Consider the following 14,944-nt stretch of genomic DNA (forward strand, 5'->3'; position numbering starts at 1 on the left):
GATGAAGAAGCAATGGATGTGGAACGTGTTGTCCCTCGTGCTGCTGGCGCTGGTGCTGGTGGTGTGGATCGTGCTGCCCTGGCAGGGCGTGCTCGCCGTCGTGGTGGCGCTGGCGCTGTGGTTGTTGCTGACGCGCAGCGGCCGGCTCTCGCTGGCGGCCGCGCGCATCGGCATCGCCAGCCTGCCGCAGCGCTGGGGCGCCACCTCGGTGATCGTGGTCGGCATCGCCGGCGTGGTGGGCGTGCTGGTGGCGATGCTGGCGATGGGCCAGGGTTTCCAGGCCACGCTGGACAGCACGGGCGATGACATCACCGCCATCGTGCTGCGCGGCGGTTCGCAGGCCGAGACCAACTCGGTGATCATGCGCGACCAGGTGCCGCTGATCGCCAGCCTGCCCGGCGTGGCGCGCGATGCCGCCAACCGGCCGCTGGTCTCGCCCGAGCTCTCGCAGGTGGTCAACCTGACCTCCAAGGCCGACGGCACCGACGTCAACGCGCAGTTCCGCGGTGTCGGCGAGCAGGCCTGGACGGTGCACGACAAGGTCAAGATCATCGAAGGCCGCCCGTTCAAGGCCGGCCTGCGCGAGATCGTCGTGGGCAAGGGCGCGCGGTCGCAGTTCCGCGGGCTGGACGTCGGCAAGACGCTCAACCTCGGCAATCAGGCCTGGACGGTGGTGGGCGTGTTCACCAGCGGCGACGCGCACGATTCGGAGCTGTGGACCGACACCGAGACCCTGGCCAGCACCTACAACCGGCGCGCGTACCAGTCCATCAGCGTGCGCACCACCGGTACCGACGGCTACAGCCAGTTCAAGAACGCGATGGCGGCCGACCCGCGCCTCAAGCTCGATGTTTCCACCACGCGCGAGTACTACCGCAAGCAGGGCGGTAACCTGAGCAAGGTGCTGGAGGTGTTGGGTAAGTTCATCGGCACGATCATGGCGTTCGGCGCGGTGTTCGGTGCGCTCAACACCATGTACGCGGCGGTGGCCACACGCGCGCGCGAAATCGCCACGATGCGCGCGATCGGCTTCCGCGGCCTGCCGGTGGTGGTGGCGGTGATGCTGGAGACGATGCTGCTGGCGCTGCTCGGCGGCGTGCTGGGCGGGTTGATCGCCTGGGCGATCTTCAACGGCTACAGCGTGTCCACCCTGGGCAGCAACTTCAGCCAGGTGGTGTTCCAGTTCCGCGTGTCGCCCGAACTGTTGTGGACCGGGCTGAAGTGGGCGCTGGCCATCGGCCTGGTCGGCGGCCTGTTCCCCGCGCTGCGGGCGGCACGCCTGCCGATCACCGTGGCGCTGCGCGAGGTCTGACGGCCGGCGCCGACCCCGCCTCCTTCGCCGGAGGCGGGTGAAAGCCGGCACCACGTGGCACAACCTCGGCCAACGGTCACATCGCTGTCATGGAACGAGGGTAGAAGGCGGCCCGCATCGCCGCTAGGCTGCGGGCTTCGTGGTTCCCTCCGGTAAGTCCCGCCATGTCGCGCCCGTTCTTCGCGGCCGGCCTGCTGGCCCTGCTTTGCGCGTGGCTGGCCGGCACCGGCTGCTCCTCCACCTCGCTCAGTTCACGGCTGGTCGCGCCCGGCGGCGCCTCGCCGTTGCTCGGCCTGCTGGATTCGCAGGCCCTGCTGCGGCAGATCCCCACCCGTAGCGGCACCCTGCCCGGCCGCGACGACGTGCCGATCTTCTGGCGCGCGTTCGAACCGGGCGACTATGGCTTCCGCTATCGCTTCAGCCGCAACCGCGACACCGGTGGCTTGCGCCGCGACGCTTTCAAGTTCGACTTCGACCCGGGCCTGGCTGCGCAGCCGCGCACCGCCCCGCGCGGCACGGTCATCCTGCTGCACGGCTGGATGATGGATGGCAATTCGCTGCTGCCCTGGTCGCTGACGCTGGCGCAGGCCGGCTACCGCACGATCGCGCTGGACCTGCGCAACCACGGCCAGTCCGGCGCCGGCCTGGCGGGCTACGGCACGCGCGAATCGGACGACGTGGTGCGCGTGGTGGGCGAGCTGCGCCAGCGCGGCGAAATCAGTGGGCCGCTCTACCTGTTCGGCGTGTCCTATGGCGCGGCCACCGCATTGTTCAGCGCCGACAAGCTCGGCGACCAGGTGGCCGGGGTGGTGGCGGTGGAATCGTTCGCCAACGCCGGGCGCGGCATCCGCGACATGGTGCCCCACCTGCTGGCCGAAGCCCCGCACGGCTGGCAGGCACGCGCGGTATCGGGCTACATGCGCTGGCGCTACGGCCACCAGGACCTGGACGCGGTGATCGCCGCGGCCGACCAGCAACTCGGCCTGGACCTGGACCAACTCGACGTGGCGCCCGCGGTGGTGGATGCGCGCGCCTGCGTGCTGCTGCTGCACGGCGACGCGGACCACCACATCCCGGTGGCGCATGGCCGGCGGCTCGCCAGCGCGGCGCCGCGCGCGCACTACCTGGAGTTGCACGACGAAGACCACCTCAGCCTGCCGATGCGCGTGGACGTGCTGGCGCCCATGGTGGAGGAGTGGTTCCAGGCCAATCCCTTGCCGCAGGCGCAATGCCCGGCGCCGTTGCAGTTGCCAGCGGGCGGCGAGATCCGCGCTTCGCTCAATCCGGACTATCCAACCAGCCGAGGCTGACGGCCGCCGCCAGGTCGGCGGGCGTGTCGATATCCCAGGCCAGGTCGGGCGCCACCACCTGGCCGAAGCGGCGCGCGGGATCGCGCGCCAGCGCGCGCAGCCCTTCATCGCCCCCGAAGCGCGCCGCGCGCCAGTCCTGCGCGGCCACCACGGCCGGCAAGCCGCGCACGCCGGTATAAGCGCTGAAGGCGCCCTGCGCCTCGTTCGCCTCGGCTTCGGCGAGCAGTGCAATCAAGTGCGGCAGGTCCAGCGCGGGTTGATCGCAACCGAGCACCAGCACGCGGCGGACACCGGGCTCGCCCAGCGCCGCCTGTACACCGGCCAGGCTTGCGCCCAGGCCTTGCGGCCAGTCCGCGATCTCGACCACGTCGGCCGCCATGCCGGACAGCTCCGCGCGAAAGCGCGCGGCCTGCGCGCCCAATGCGACCAGCACGCGGGCCGCGCCGCTCGCGCGCGCCAGGCGCACGCTCCGGCGCAACAAGGTCTCGCCCTCGCGGCGCAGCAGTTGCTTCGGACGGCCAAGCCGGCGGCTGCCGCCGGCGGCGAGCACCACGGCGACGAAGTCGGCGCTCACGCCATCGCGTCCTCGTCCTGGTACCAGCGCTGCAACTGCGCGGCGATGCTCAGCGCGATCGCCTGCGGCCCCTCGCCGCCCAGGTGCAGGCCGACCGGCGAACGCAGGCGCGGCAAGAGCGCCTCGCGCTGCGCCGGCGTGAGCAGCTGGAACAGGTCCTGCTGGCGACGGCGCGGGCCGAGCAGGCCGATGAAGGGCACCGGATGCGTCGCCAGCCCATCGAGCGTCTCGCGGTCCAGTTCGAAATGGTGGTGCATCGCCAGCACCGCGTCCGCTTCCAAGCCGTCGGCCAGCGCCTGCGTGGGGGTCGCCTCGATGTGGCGGTCGGCGAGCGCGCCCAGGTCGCGCCAGCGCGGCCGCTTCTCCACCAGCGTGGTCATCCAGCCGAGTTCGCGCAGCCAGGGCAGCAGCGTGGCGCTTTCCGGCCCGGCGCCGAACAGCACCACGGCCGGCGGCGGCGCGATACGCACCTGCAGCGATGCCGCGCGCGTACCGGCGAGCGTCAGCGACCATTGCCGCGATTGCGTGCCCACCTCGGCATGGCAGGCACCATCGTGTCCCAGCCGCAGCTGCAACGCGCCCTGGCGCGCGAGCCAGGCCCGCGCCAACACGTCCCAGCCCGGCAGTTGCGGCAGCGGCAGCAGCGCCAGGTGCAGGCGCCCGCGGCAACCCACCGCCGCGCCGGAGAGCAAGTCCTCATCGCCGCGCGTGTCGATCTCCATCCACGCCGCTTCGCCCGCGTGCAACGCCGCTTCCGCGGCCCGGGCGATATCGGCCTCCAGGCAGCCGCCGCTCAGCCAGCCCTGGCGCACGTCGTCCTCGCCGAACACGGCCAGCGCGCCGGGCTTCACGTAGGTCGAGCCCTCCGTGGCGAACACCACAGCCAAGGTGGCCGGCCGCCCGTGGCGGGCGGCGGCGAGGCTGGCTTCAATGCCATGTCGTGCGGCCGTCATCGGGGCGGGCACTCGCTGCGGAACGATGCGCTAGCGTAACGCGGCGCGTGCATGCGCCGCGTGGGTACCGCCTAGGCGGCCGGCGCGCGGCGGCGCGACTGCCACAGGCCTTCGCCGAGGAACAACGCCAGGCCGATCCAGATCGCGACGAAACCCACGGCGCGCTGGGGGTCGAACACCTCGTGGAAGACCCACACGCCGAGCAGCAGCTGCAGGGTCGGCGCGATGTACTGCAGGATGCCGACCAGCGAGAGCGGAATGCGCCGCACCCCGTAGGCGAAGGCGATCAGCGGCACCGCGGTGACCACGCCGCCGAAGGCCAGCAGCAGGTCGTCGCGCAGCGACCAGCCCTGCAGGAAGCCGCCGCCGTGGCCCTGCTCGCTCCACAGCACGAAGCCGAGCGCGGGCAGGAACAGGTACAGGCTTTCCACGCCCAGGCCGGCGACCGCATCCACGGCGACGATCTTGCGCAGCAGCCCGTACAGGCCGAAAGAGAGCGCCAGCCCCAGCGCGATCCACGGCGGCGCACCGGCCGCCCAGGTCAGCCAGGCCACGCCGAGCGCGGCGCAGCCCACCGCCACCCATTGCAGCCCTCGCAGGCGTTCCTTCAGCACCACCACGCCCAGCAGCACGCTGACCAGCGGGTTGATGTAGTAGCCCAGGCTGCTTTCGATGACGTGGCCCGCGTTGATGGCCCAGATGTACAGGCCCCAGTTGAAGCCGATCGACAAGCCGCTGAGCGCCAGCAGGCCGAGCGCGCGCGGTTGGGCGGCAATGCGGCGCAACCACGCCAGGCGCGTGGTGAGCAGCAGCCAGCCCACCACCAGCAGCGTGCTCCACACGATGCGGTGGGCGATGATCAGCGGCGAGGGCACCGCCTTGAGCAGGTGCCAGTAGACCGGAAACAGGCCCCAGATGACGAAGGCGCCGGCGGTGATCGCCACGCCCTGGCGGCGCTGGCGCAATGCGGTGTCGGTCATGGCGGTTTACTTGCGTGCGCGCGAAAGGGTGACCACGACCACGCCGGCGAGGATCACCGCCATCGCGCCGAAGTCGCCGGCGCCGAAGCGTTCGTGGCCGAGCCAGGCACCGAGCGCGACGGCGATCACCGGGTTGACGTAGGCGTAGCTGCCGGCCAGCGCCGGCCGCACGTTGTGCAGCAGCCACACGTAGGCGGTGAACGCGATGATCGAGCCGAACACGCACAGGTAGGCCACGGCGAGCAGGCCCTGGCGGGTCGGCAACGCGTGCGGGCGCTCGCCGATGAGCAAGCCCGCCAGCACGATCAGCACGCCGCCGCAGATCATCTGCCCGGCGGCGGTCATGAACGGCGAAGGCAGGTCGCGGCCGCGCGACCAGATCGAGCCGAACGCCCAGCCCAGCGGGGCGATCAGCAACAGCACCAGCCCGGTCGGCGTGGCGGTGAGGCTGCTGCCCGCGTTGAGCCACACCACGCCAAGGAAGCCGATCACGATGCCCAGCCACTCGCCGCGGCTGGCGTGCTGGCCGCGCAGCGCGGAGAACAGCGCCATCCACAGCGGCACCGAGGCCACCGCGGTGGCGGCCAGCCCGGAGGAGACATCGCGCTCGGCCAGCACCACCATGCCGTTGCCGAGCAGCAGCAAAGTGGCGCCCATCATCGCGATGTTGGGCCACTGCGCGCGCGTGGGCGCGGGCACGCCGCGCCAGCGCAGCACGGCGTACATCAGCGTGCCGGCGACGATGAAGCGCGCGCCGGACACCATCGTCAACGGCAGCGCGCCGCCTTCCAGCGCCAGGCGGATGCCGAGGTAGGTCGAGCCCCAGACAAGGTAGACGATCAGCAGGGCAAGGACGACAAAGCCGCGGCGCGCTCCATGCGCGCCAGCGTCGGCGGGGGAAGACATGCGAGTCCGTGGCGAGGCCGGAAAGGAGGGAAATTCTAGTCCTTTTCCCCGGCCCTACAGCGCGCGAAGTGGAACGACGCGCGACACCGATGCAACGCTGGAGCGCTCAGCGGCGCGCGGCCGCGCTGCGGTCGCGTTCGCCCTTGAACTCGCTGCCCTCGCCCCAGGCCGGCCAGCCGCGGCCGTTGGCCAGCTCCAGGCCCAGGTCATGCACCAACTGGGTGTCGGCGGCGTGGCCGCGCGCATCCCACTGCGGCGTCCAGCGGTCGCACGGCTGGTGGTAGCAATCGCGGAAATACGCATCGCGCAATGCCTTGCCGGCCGCCACGCCGCCCTCGACGCGATCCAGCCCCGGGCCAATCGTGATCGCCGGCACGCCGACGCGGGCGAAGGCGAAGTGGTCCGCGCGGTAGAAGAAGCCGGCTTCCAGGTTCGGGTCCGGGCTGTACTGGCGGCCATGGGCCTCGGCGACGCGCTTGAGGTCGCCCTCCAGCGAGACGCGGCCCAGGCCCCACGAGGCGATGTCGCGGGTCGGGCCATCGGGGCTGAACATCTCCATGTTCAACACGGCCACGGTGCGGTCCAGCGGCGCCAGCGGATGGGCGGCGTAGTAGCTGGCACCGAGCAGGCCCTTCTCCTCGGCGGTGAGCGCGATAAACAGCAGGCTGCGCTGCGGGCGCGGGCCGGCGGCGAAGGCGCGCGCCAGTTCGAGCACGCTGGCCACGCCGGTGGCGTTGTCCACCGCGCCATGGCGAATGCGGTCGCCGTCCTTGTCCGGCTCGCCGACGCCGAAGGCGTCCCAGTGCGCGGAGAAGATCACCGTCTCGTCCGCATGGGTGGTGCCCGGCAGGCGCGCGACCACGTTGTGGGTCACCACGCGCTCGCGCTTGAGCTTGAACTGCGCACTCAGGCGCGCATCGCCCAGCGCCACCGGACGGAAATCGGCCTGCATGGCCTGGCGCTTGAGCGCGTCGAAATCCAGGCCGGCGTCGCGGAAGATCGCGACCGCCTGCTCGCGCTGCAGCCAGCCGCGCAGCGGCGTATGCAGCGCGCGCGCCTGCGCATCCTCGCGCTCGATATCGAACAACGGCGACAGGCCCGAGCTGCGTACCGTGTTCCAGCCGTAGGCGGCCGGCGCGGTCTCGTGGACGATCAACACGCCGGCGGCGCCACGGCGCGCGGCTTCCTCGAACTTGTAGGTCCAGCGGCCGTAGTAGGTGACCGCCTTGCCGTCGAACGCGCCCGGCTTCGGCGCTTCGAAGTCGGCATCGTTGATCAGCACGACGGCGATCTTGCCCTTCAGGTCCACGCCCTTGTAGTCGTCCCACTGGCGCTCCGGCGCGCTGATGCCGTAGCCGACGAACACCAGCGGCGCGTCCTTGACCGCGACTTCCGCGCCGGGGCGCAGGCTCTGCAGGGTCACGTCCTCGCCGTTGCGCAGCGGGCGCACTTGCGAACCCTGGCGCAGCGAGGCCTCGACCGGACCTTCGACCGACACGCGCACCAGCGGCACCGATTGGGTCCAGCCGCCGGCATCGCCACCGGGCTGCAGGCCGGCCTGCCGGAACTGCTCGACGAGGTAGTCGATCGTGCGCTGTTCGCCGGCGCTGGCCGGGGCGCGGCCTTCGAATTCGTCCGATGCCAACACGCGCACGTGGCGCGAGAGCGCCTCGGCATCGATATGCGTGGGCGCATCGTTCGCCGCATGGGCGACGCCTCCGACGAACAGGCAGGCGGACAGCAGCAGGATGCGCATCGGATTCACGGCGGGCGGCTTCTTGGACGGGGGACGCACAGTGTAGTGCGCGCGCCGTCCCGCGCCGAGGGGATCAGCCGGCGCGGCGGGCGCGGTCCAGCCAGCTGGCCAGGCCTTGCGCGTTGAGTTCGATGTCCATCGCCAGTACGCGCGTCACCGCCGCATCGTCCAGCGGCACCGCGTGCGCATGCGCGCGTTCGAGATACAGCTCGGTCAGCGCGGCGACGAGGCAGCGATGGCGGTCGGGCCGGTCGTCGCAGCTGCGCGCCAGCGCCGCCATGGCGTCGATCTGCTCGATCAATGCGCGTCCGAGCGCGGCCGGCGGCGCCACGCGCCCGTAGTGGGTGAGGTACATCGCCGCCGGGTCGTGGGCGAGCATGCGCGCGATGGAGGCACGCATGGCCTCCGGCTCGAATTGCACCGGCGAAGAGGTGGGCAGGATGAAGGGGCCCTGCGCCGAATCCAGCTCGCGATAGGACAGGCCGAACGTATCGCCGGTGAACCATGCGCGGCTGCGCGCGTCCCAGACGCACAGGTGATGGCGGGCGTGGCCGGGGGTGTCGATCGTCAGCAAGGCGCGGCCGGCCAGCGATACGCTGCCGCCGTCCTCGGCGATCACCACGCGCGCCTCGGGCACGGCGACCACCTCGCCGTAGCTGCGGGCGATCTCCGCTTCGCCGTACACCTCGGTGGCGCCGGCGAGCAGGCGGGTCGGGTCGATCATGTGCGGCGCGCCGCGCGGGTGCACGAGCAGCTTCGCATTGGGCAGGTGGCGCAGCAGCGCGCCGGCGCCGCCGGCGTGGTCCAGGTGCACGTGGGTGAGGATGAGCCAGTCCACGTCTTCTGCGCGCAGCCCGGCGGCGGGCAGCGCGGCGAGCAGCGACGGCACGGCAAGCGCGGTGCCGCAGTCGATGAAGGCGCCGCGGCCCTGTTCGACGATCAGGTAGGCCGCGTCGAAGCACGGCCGCTGAAAGCCGGTGTCGAGGGTGTGGATGCCGTGTTCGGCCATCTGGCGTCCTGTGGGGTCGCTGGATGCATCCATTCTAGGCGCTGCGCGAGTGGATGCGGATGCGGCTTTGGTCGGAGGAACGCGCCCTGCGCAGGTCGCCGCGCGCGCGTGGACTCAGCCCGCGTCGCGCAGCGCCTGCAACGCCTCCAGCACCAGATCCGCCTGCGCCTGGAGCGTGAACAATGGCGATTCCAGCGCATCGGCCGCCGTGGCATGCTTCAGCACGGCGATGGTCTGGCCCGCTTCGCGCGGCGAGTCGAAGCCTTCGCTCTGGATCAGCAGCGTGCCTTCGTCGTCGGTCAGCTTGAAGTAGAAACGTCCGTCGGCCTCGCGATACTGCTTGAATACCGGCAGCGCGGCCTTGGCCTTCTTCTGCTTGCCCGGGCCGACATCGTGCGCCGACAAATCCCGCAGGCCCACCGCGTGGCGCAGCTCGGCCAGGAAGGGCTTGGCGAATTGCTCGCGCAGGCGCTCGCCGCCGCGGCGCAGGGTGGCCTCGATGGCGGCCGGATCGGCCATCAGCGCTTCATAGCGTTCGCGCTGCGGCGCGATCTCCGCGTCGATGCGCTCGAACAGCTGCTGCTTCGCATCGCCCCAGGAAATACCCTCGGCGAATGCCTGCGCGAAGGCCGCCGTCTCCGCCTCGCTGGCGAAGGCCTGGTACAGCTGGAACAGCGCCGAGCCCTCGGTCGTCTTCGGCTCGCCGGGCGCGCGCGAATCGGTAAGGATCGCCGAGACGCGCCGGCGCAGCTCCTCGCGCGGGGCGAACAGCGGAATGGTGTTGTCGTAGGACTTGCTCATCTTGCGCCCGTCCAGGCCGGGCAACGTGGCGACCTGCTCGTCGATCAGCGCCTCGGGCAGCACGAAATAGTCGCGGCCATAGACGTGGTTGAAACGCTGGGCGAAATCGCGCGCCATCTCGATGTGCTGCACCTGGTCGCGGCCGACCGGCACGCGGTGCGCGTTGAAGATCAGGATGTCGGCGGCCATCAGCACCGGGTACATGAACAAGCCGGCAGTGACGCCCGCATCGGCGTCCTCGCCTTCGGCCGTGTTCTTGTCCACGGCGGCCTTGTAGGCGTGGGCGCGGTTGAGGATGCCCTTGCCGGCGATGCAGGTCAGGAACCAGTTGAGTTCGGTGATCTCCGGGATGTCGCTCTGGCGGTAGAACCACACCTTGTCCGGGTCCAGGCCGCAGGCCAGCCAGGTGGCGGCGATTTCCAGGGTCGAGCGCTGGGTCCGTGCCGGGTCCTGCGCCTTGATCAGGCTGTGCAGGTCGGCGAGGAAGAAGAAGCTCTCCACGTCGGTGGCACGGCTGGCGGCGATGGCCGGGCGCACGGCGCCGACGTAGTTGCCAAGGTGCGGCGTGCCCGAGGTGGTGATGCCGGTAAGGACGCGGGTGGTCATGTGGTGCGGGGGCCTGGATCGATAACCCCGCCAGTTTACCCGTTGCCCCCGGCCGGAGCCCGAAACGGACGAGGCGGGCCGCCCCAGCGACCCGCCCCGTCCGGTCAAACCGTGGCGAACGACTTACTGGTCGCCGTATTCCTTGCGCAGCGACGCATCGAAATCCTTGACTTCCTTTTCGGCGCGGTCGCGGTCCCAGCCGTAGCGCTCCTGCAGCTTGCCCGACAGGTACTGGGCGTTGCCCTCGGCGACGTCGAAATCGTCGTCGGTGAGGTCGCCCCACTTGGCCTGCATCTTGCCCTTGAGCTGGGTCCACTTGCCGGAAATGATGTCTTTGTTCATGGTGCGCTCCATTCGTTCTTGTTGGGATGTCGGCCGACCATTGGCGGCGGCGCGGGGACAGTTTTTCGGCCCAACCGTTCGCGAGAGGTCAACCGGCGTCAAGGACGCCCTCATCGCGGTGAACGATTCAATGCGAAGATGAAACGCGCGCGAAGATCGCGGCGAACGACACGCAAAAAAAAGCGGGCCGAAGCCCGCTTTTTCTTCTCCCATCCCGGCGAATTACTTCGCCGCGTCCTGCACCTTCTCGCCAGCCTTCTGCACGTCCTTGCCAGCGCCGGCCACGGTGTTGCAGCCCGACAGCACGGCCATGGAGAACATGCCCAGGACCAGCAGGGTCATCACTTTCTTCATTGCTTCTCTCCTCGGTTGGATGGCGACGTCATCGTCGCGCTTTGCATGGGTTGGATTGGTTGGATCGGGTTACCCGGTCAGCACTTGCCGTCGCTGCACTTGTGCGCGGTGTCTTCCACCTTCTCGCCGGCCTTCTGCACGTCCTTGCCGGCACCGGCCACCGTGTTGCAGCCGCTCAGCATGCCCACGGAAAACAGCGCAAGCATGGCCAGGGTCATCAGTCGCTTCATGTCCTTCTCCGGTCGGTGCGGCCCCGCGGAAGGCAGGCGGGCCGCTTGGCGCACAATCTGACTTTCCGACCGTCGAGCGGATGTGAACGCGGTCGGCTTCGTCAAAGGGCCGGGCGGGAAGCGTTCAGTCTGGCGCTCAATCGCGCATCAGCGTGGACTTGCCGAACAGGCTTTCCACCAGGTCCACCGCCAGCTCCGCGGTGAGGTTGCGGTTGTCGATGACCGGGTTGAGCTCGACGATGTCCAGCGACCCGAGCCGGCCGGTATCGGCGATCATCTCCATCACCAGCTGGGCCTCGCGATAGTTCGGCCCGCCGGGCACGGTGGTGCCCACGCCGGGCGCGATGCTGGGATCGAGGAAGTCCACATCGAAGCTGACGTGCAGGTGGGTGTCCGCGTCCAGGCCGGCCAGCGCAGCCTCCATCGTGCGCTTCATCCCGTTCTCGTCGATGTAGCGCATGTCGTAGACATCGACGCGATGCTGCTTGATGAGGCGCTTTTCTTCCGGGTCCACCGAGCGGATGCCGATCTGGCGGATCTGCTCGGGGTGCAGTGCGGGCGCGTCGCCGCCCAAGTGGGTGAGTTCGCGCGGGCCCAGGCCGCACAGGCAGGCCACCGGCATGCCGTGCACGTTGCCCGAGGGGGTGACCTCGCTGGTGTTGAAGTCCGAATGCGCATCCAGCCACAGCACGCGCAGCTTGCGCCCCTGCGCGCGGCACCAGCGCGAGACGGCGGTGATCGACCCCATCGCCAGGCAGTGGTCGCCGCCGAGCATGATCGGCATGCGGCCCTCGACCAGCTCGGCATGCGTGGCCTCCATCAGCGCGCGGTTCCAATCCACCACCTCCTGCAGGTGGCGATAGCCGGCCACCGGCGCGGTCCATGGGTTGCGCGGGCCATCGAGGTTGCCGACGTCGCGCACCTCCACGCCGCGCGCCACCAGCGCCTCGCCCAGCCCGGCGATGCGCAGCGCCTCGGGGCCCATGCGGGCGCCGCGATGGCCGGCCCCGATGTCGGTGGGCACGCCGATCAGCGACACGGGGGGATAGCGCGTGGACATTCCTTGGCTCCGGTTATGCGGTTCGGGACAGGAAGTCTAGTCGCAGGGGCCCGAGGCGCCTGCCGCGATGCAGCAGCGCGCCGCCGTTTCCGGCCTGATTCAACGCATGGGGAGCAGTGGTGCCGCTTATCCGAATCGAACGGATGACCTACTGTTTACAAGACAGTTGCTCTACCGACTGAGCTAAAGCGGCACGTCGCCCGCGACGGGCGCCGGCATTCTAGCGCAGGGCCGCGCAGTCCAGCGATCGCTGGCCTGGCGCATGCAGCGCGCGCAGCCTGGCGTCGTCGCCGGCAACGCGGGCCTCGATCCACCAGCGCGAGCCGGTGGTGCCGCCGCTGGGCACGACCTGGGCGGCGAACCCGGCGGCCGCGAGTTCCGCCTGCCGGCGCTCGGCGCCTTCGCGGCTGCGGTACTGCCCCAGCGCGATATCGCTCTGTGCCCCGTTGCCGACGATGTAGTAGTCACTCAGGCCGGCGGCCTTGATCTTCGCCACCATGGCCTGCGCGGCGTCGCGATCGCCCACGCCGGTGAGCATGACCTTGAAGCTGCTGGCATCGGCCACCTCGCGCACGCGCGGGGTGCGCAGTGCATCGCCCGCGGCCGTGCGGGCGGCCTCCGCGGCGGCCTGGTCGGCATACGGACCCAGGCGCAAGCAGCGATCGGCGGGCGTCGGCGCCACCGGCTTCGCCGGCAGCGCGGCAGCGGGCGCGGCGGATGGCGCGGTAGCGCTGGCCGGCACCGCCGTCGCCGCCGCGGGTGTGCGTGGCGGGTCGATCTGCTGCAGCGAGGCCACGCCACCGGCCACGGCCGGCGGAGGCACGGGCGGGCTCGCGGCCGGACGCACCGCCCACCACAGGGCGACACCGGCGTTGAGGATGGCGAGCACGACGATCAGGGCGCGGACGTACATGGCGCGATTCTAACCAGCCACGGTCGCGCCGCGGCCAGCGGCTTCAGTCGGCCGCGGTCGGGTGGTGCGCGGCCCACACGGCCAGGCCATCGAGCACCAACGACGGATGGTGCTCGGCGCCCGGCAGCAGCGGTAGCAGCGGTGCCGCGCCGCCGCCGTGCAACAGCAGGCGCACCGGGCCAAGCGCCAGGCTTGCCTGTTGCAGGCTGCGCTCGATCAGCGCCACCGCCGCGCCATCGCAGCCGGAGGCCAGCGCATCGGCGGTGTCGTTGGCGAATTCGGCGTAATCGCCGCCGCTGGCGGGCAATTGCGCGGCGCGCTGGTGCAGGGCCTCGCGCATGGTGGTCGGCGAAGCGGCGATGCGGCCGCCGCGGTGCTGGCCGTCGGCATCCATCAGGTCCACGGTGAGGGCGGTGCCTACGCCGGCGACCAGTACATGCCCGCCAGCGCGCGCGCCGAGCAGGGCGAGGAAGCGGTCCACGCCGAACTTCTGCGGCTGCGCGTAACCCACGCGCACGCCGGCGCACTCGCCCAGCGTGCGGGCGATGCGCACCGCGCCAAACCGCGTGCGCAGGTGCGCGATGACATCCTCGGTGAGCGCCGGCGCGGCCACGCTGGCCACCCAGGCAGTGTCGCCGCGCGGGAGCGTGGCGGCGATGTCCCCGGACATCGCCTGCACGCCGTGCGCCCACGCCTGCACGTCGCCGGCGCGGCCGTCTTCGCGCAGGGGCGCGAACTTGAACCGGGAATTGCCGAGGTCGAACAACCAGTCGCTCATGCGGGTCTCACGCTCACTTCGCCGGCATGGAACAGGCGCTCGCCGCTTTCGCCACGCACGCGCAATGCGCCGTCCGGCGCGAGTCCCTCGGCCACGCCCTCATGGAAGCGCCCCGCTTCCTCGATGCGCACGCGACGGCCGGCGAGCAGGTCCAGCGCCGCGTAGCGCGGCAGGAACGGCGCCAGCCCCTGTTCCTCGAACAGGTCCAGCGCCGGCAACAGTTGCGCCAGCAGCGCGGCGACGATGGTGTTGCGCGACACCGGCTGGCCGGCCAGCGTGTCGAGGTCCACCCAGGGCTGGCCGATGTCCGCGGCAAAGGCCTCGGGCATGTGCACGTTCACGCCCAGCCCGATTACCGCGCGCGCCGGCCCACCCACTTCGCCGCCGCCTTCGATCAGCAGGCCGCCCAGCTTGCGTTCCCCGGCCAGCAGGTCGTTCGGCCACTTGAGGCCGACCTCGCCGAAGCCACAGGCGCGCAGCGCCTCCGCGGCGGCCACGCCCACCGCCAGGCTGAGGCCGGCGAGCTGCGCCAGGCCGCCGGCGAAGCCGCGCGCCACAGACAGATAGATATGCGCGGCAAGCGGCGAGGCCCATTGCCGGCCGCGGCGGCCGCGGCCACCGGTCTGGCGCTCGGCCAGCATCACGGCCGCGCCGCGGGCCGGCACCGGCCGGGACAGCAGCTCGGTATTGGTGGACTCCACGGTCCAGGCGATCTCCAACCGGTCCAGCGCGGCGGCCGCTTCGGCCGGCAGCGCGGCAAGGATGCGCTCGCGGTCGAGCAGCTCGACGGGGTAACCCAGCCCGTAACCCTCGCCGGCGCGGCCCTGGATATCGATGCCGGCGGCGCGCAGGTTCTGAATGCGCTTCCAGACCGCCGCGCGGGTCAGCCCGAAATCGCGCGCCAGGGCATCCCCGGAAAGCCGGCCCAGGGCAAGCCTGGCCAGTAAAGCGCGATCATCCACGGGCCCCTCCGCACACTCCGCCCGCTGGGCAATCGGCGCGATTATGGAGCAAGCGCCCGGAGCCGCCCAGCGCCCGCTTGCCAGCCGCCGTGAAAAGC

16 protein-coding genes and 1 tRNA gene are annotated in these 14,944 nt (G+C 71.0%); 2 read left to right on the forward strand and 15 right to left on the reverse strand.

Going from position 1 to position 14,944, the window contains the following annotated elements; all coding sequences use genetic code 11:
- Window position 1 precedes the first annotated feature (1 nt).
- Both P6166_RS00195 and P6166_RS00200 read left to right on the forward strand, forming a co-directional pair.
- Complete coding sequence (locus P6166_RS00195) at window positions 2–1,312, forward strand: ABC transporter permease (RefSeq protein ID WP_277762526.1); 1,311 nt, start codon at window positions 2–4, stop codon at window positions 1,310–1,312.
- Between the two features lie 164 nt (window positions 1,313–1,476).
- The gene (locus tag P6166_RS00200) at window positions 1,477–2,622 is read left to right on the forward strand and encodes an alpha/beta fold hydrolase (RefSeq protein ID WP_345781843.1); all 1,146 of its coding nucleotides are present in this window, start codon (window positions 1,477–1,479) and stop codon (window positions 2,620–2,622) included.
- Here the strand turns inward: P6166_RS00200 and P6166_RS00205 are convergent.
- From P6166_RS00205 to birA, 15 genes are all read right to left on the reverse strand, one after another.
- Entirely contained in the window at window positions 2,591–3,196 is a 606-nt protein-coding gene (locus tag P6166_RS00205) for a nucleotidyltransferase family protein (RefSeq protein WP_277762527.1), read from the reverse strand. The genes P6166_RS00200 and P6166_RS00205 overlap by 32 nt on opposite strands.
- The gene (locus P6166_RS00210) at window positions 3,193–4,149 is read right to left on the reverse strand and encodes an XdhC/CoxI family protein (RefSeq protein ID WP_277762528.1); all 957 of its coding nucleotides are present in this window, start codon (window positions 4,147–4,149) and stop codon (window positions 3,193–3,195) included. Before P6166_RS00210 ends, P6166_RS00205 begins: the two co-directional genes overlap by 4 nt.
- 71 nt (window positions 4,150–4,220) lie before the next feature.
- Window positions 4,221–5,129: an EamA family transporter RarD gene (rarD, locus tag P6166_RS00215; RefSeq protein WP_277762529.1), complete on the reverse strand. Its 909-nt coding sequence runs from the start codon at window positions 5,127–5,129 to the stop codon at window positions 4,221–4,223.
- A 6-nt stretch (window positions 5,130–5,135) separates the two neighbouring features.
- Complete coding sequence (gene yedA / locus P6166_RS00220) at window positions 5,136–6,035, reverse strand: drug/metabolite exporter YedA (protein WP_277762530.1); 900 nt, start codon at window positions 6,033–6,035, stop codon at window positions 5,136–5,138.
- A gap of 106 nt (window positions 6,036–6,141) precedes the next feature.
- Entirely contained in the window at window positions 6,142–7,791 is a 1,650-nt protein-coding gene (locus tag P6166_RS00225; protein WP_277762830.1) for a M28 family metallopeptidase, read from the reverse strand.
- Between the two features lie 73 nt (window positions 7,792–7,864).
- Window positions 7,865–8,833 carry an MBL fold metallo-hydrolase gene (locus P6166_RS00230; RefSeq protein ID WP_277762531.1) on the reverse strand — a complete coding sequence of 323 codons (969 nt, stop codon included), beginning with the start codon at window positions 8,831–8,833 and terminating at the stop codon, window positions 7,865–7,867.
- A gap of 81 nt (window positions 8,834–8,914) precedes the next feature.
- Window positions 8,915–10,207, reverse strand: coding sequence for a tryptophan--tRNA ligase (locus tag P6166_RS00235; RefSeq protein WP_277762532.1), 1,293 nt, complete (start codon window positions 10,205–10,207; stop codon window positions 8,915–8,917).
- A 123-nt stretch (window positions 10,208–10,330) separates the two neighbouring features.
- Entirely contained in the window at window positions 10,331–10,549 is a 219-nt protein-coding gene (locus P6166_RS00240) for a CsbD family protein (protein ID WP_277762533.1), read from the reverse strand.
- Window positions 10,550–10,771: 222 nt separating this feature from the next.
- Window positions 10,772–10,903, reverse strand: coding sequence for an entericidin A/B family lipoprotein (locus P6166_RS00245; protein ID WP_277762534.1), 132 nt, complete (start codon window positions 10,901–10,903; stop codon window positions 10,772–10,774).
- Window positions 10,904–10,980: 77 nt separating this feature from the next.
- Entirely contained in the window at window positions 10,981–11,133 is a 153-nt protein-coding gene (locus P6166_RS00250) for an entericidin A/B family lipoprotein (RefSeq protein ID WP_277762535.1), read from the reverse strand.
- Between the two features lie 136 nt (window positions 11,134–11,269).
- The gene (gene rocF, locus P6166_RS00255) at window positions 11,270–12,193 is read right to left on the reverse strand and encodes an arginase (RefSeq protein ID WP_277762536.1); all 924 of its coding nucleotides are present in this window, start codon (window positions 12,191–12,193) and stop codon (window positions 11,270–11,272) included.
- 117 nt (window positions 12,194–12,310) lie between these two features.
- Window positions 12,311–12,386: transfer RNA gene (locus P6166_RS00260), tRNA-Thr, on the reverse strand.
- Between the two features lie 27 nt (window positions 12,387–12,413).
- On the reverse strand, window positions 12,414–13,106 hold the full coding sequence (locus P6166_RS00265) for an SPOR domain-containing protein (RefSeq protein ID WP_277762537.1): 693 nt from the start codon (window positions 13,104–13,106) through the stop codon (window positions 12,414–12,416).
- 43 nt (window positions 13,107–13,149) lie between these two features.
- Window positions 13,150–13,884 (reverse strand): type III pantothenate kinase, encoded by a 735-nt coding sequence (locus P6166_RS00270; protein WP_277762538.1) that lies wholly within the window; start codon window positions 13,882–13,884, stop codon window positions 13,150–13,152.
- Window positions 13,881–14,846, reverse strand: coding sequence for a bifunctional biotin--[acetyl-CoA-carboxylase] ligase/biotin operon repressor BirA (gene birA / locus P6166_RS00275; protein WP_277762539.1), 966 nt, complete (start codon window positions 14,844–14,846; stop codon window positions 13,881–13,883). The genes P6166_RS00270 and birA overlap by 4 nt, the downstream gene beginning before the upstream one ends.
- Window positions 14,847–14,944 lie beyond the last annotated feature (98 nt).

It is taken from the genome of Stenotrophomonas sp. HITSZ_GD (assembly GCF_029543105.1).
GTDB lineage: Bacteria > Pseudomonadota > Gammaproteobacteria > Xanthomonadales > Xanthomonadaceae > Stenotrophomonas_A.

What these genes read in the sequence shown, in the direction of transcription:
- P6166_RS00245 (WP_277762534.1), bottom strand. Translation starts at nt 10,903, where the DNA reads ATGAAGAAAGTGATGACCCTGCTGGTCCTGGGCATGTTCTCCATGGCC.
- P6166_RS00210 (WP_277762528.1), bottom strand. Translation starts at nt 4,149, where the DNA reads ATGACGGCCGCACGACATGGCATTGAAGCCAGCCTCGCCGCCGCCCGC.
- rarD (WP_277762529.1), bottom strand. Translation starts at nt 5,129, where the DNA reads ATGACCGACACCGCATTGCGCCAGCGCCGCCAGGGCGTGGCGATCACC.
- P6166_RS00265 (WP_277762537.1), bottom strand. Translation starts at nt 13,106, where the DNA reads ATGTACGTCCGCGCCCTGATCGTCGTGCTCGCCATCCTCAACGCCGGT.
- P6166_RS00195 (WP_277762526.1), top strand. Translation starts at nt 2, where the DNA reads ATGAAGAAGCAATGGATGTGGAACGTGTTGTCCCTCGTGCTGCTGGCG.
- P6166_RS00240 (WP_277762533.1), bottom strand. Translation starts at nt 10,549, where the DNA reads ATGAACAAAGACATCATTTCCGGCAAGTGGACCCAGCTCAAGGGCAAG.
- P6166_RS00250 (WP_277762535.1), bottom strand. Translation starts at nt 11,133, where the DNA reads ATGAAGCGACTGATGACCCTGGCCATGCTTGCGCTGTTTTCCGTGGGC.
- P6166_RS00270 (WP_277762538.1), bottom strand. Translation starts at nt 13,884, where the DNA reads ATGAGCGACTGGTTGTTCGACCTCGGCAATTCCCGGTTCAAGTTCGCG.
- rocF (WP_277762536.1), bottom strand. Translation starts at nt 12,193, where the DNA reads ATGTCCACGCGCTATCCCCCCGTGTCGCTGATCGGCGTGCCCACCGAC.
- P6166_RS00200 (WP_345781843.1), top strand. Translation starts at nt 1,477, where the DNA reads ATGTCGCGCCCGTTCTTCGCGGCCGGCCTGCTGGCCCTGCTTTGCGCG.
- P6166_RS00230 (WP_277762531.1), bottom strand. Translation starts at nt 8,833, where the DNA reads ATGGATGCATCCAGCGACCCCACAGGACGCCAGATGGCCGAACACGGC.
- yedA (WP_277762530.1), bottom strand. Translation starts at nt 6,035, where the DNA reads ATGTCTTCCCCCGCCGACGCTGGCGCGCATGGAGCGCGCCGCGGCTTT.
- P6166_RS00235 (WP_277762532.1), bottom strand. Translation starts at nt 10,207, where the DNA reads ATGACCACCCGCGTCCTTACCGGCATCACCACCTCGGGCACGCCGCAC.
- P6166_RS00225 (WP_277762830.1), bottom strand. Translation starts at nt 7,791, where the DNA reads ATGCGCATCCTGCTGCTGTCCGCCTGCCTGTTCGTCGGAGGCGTCGCC.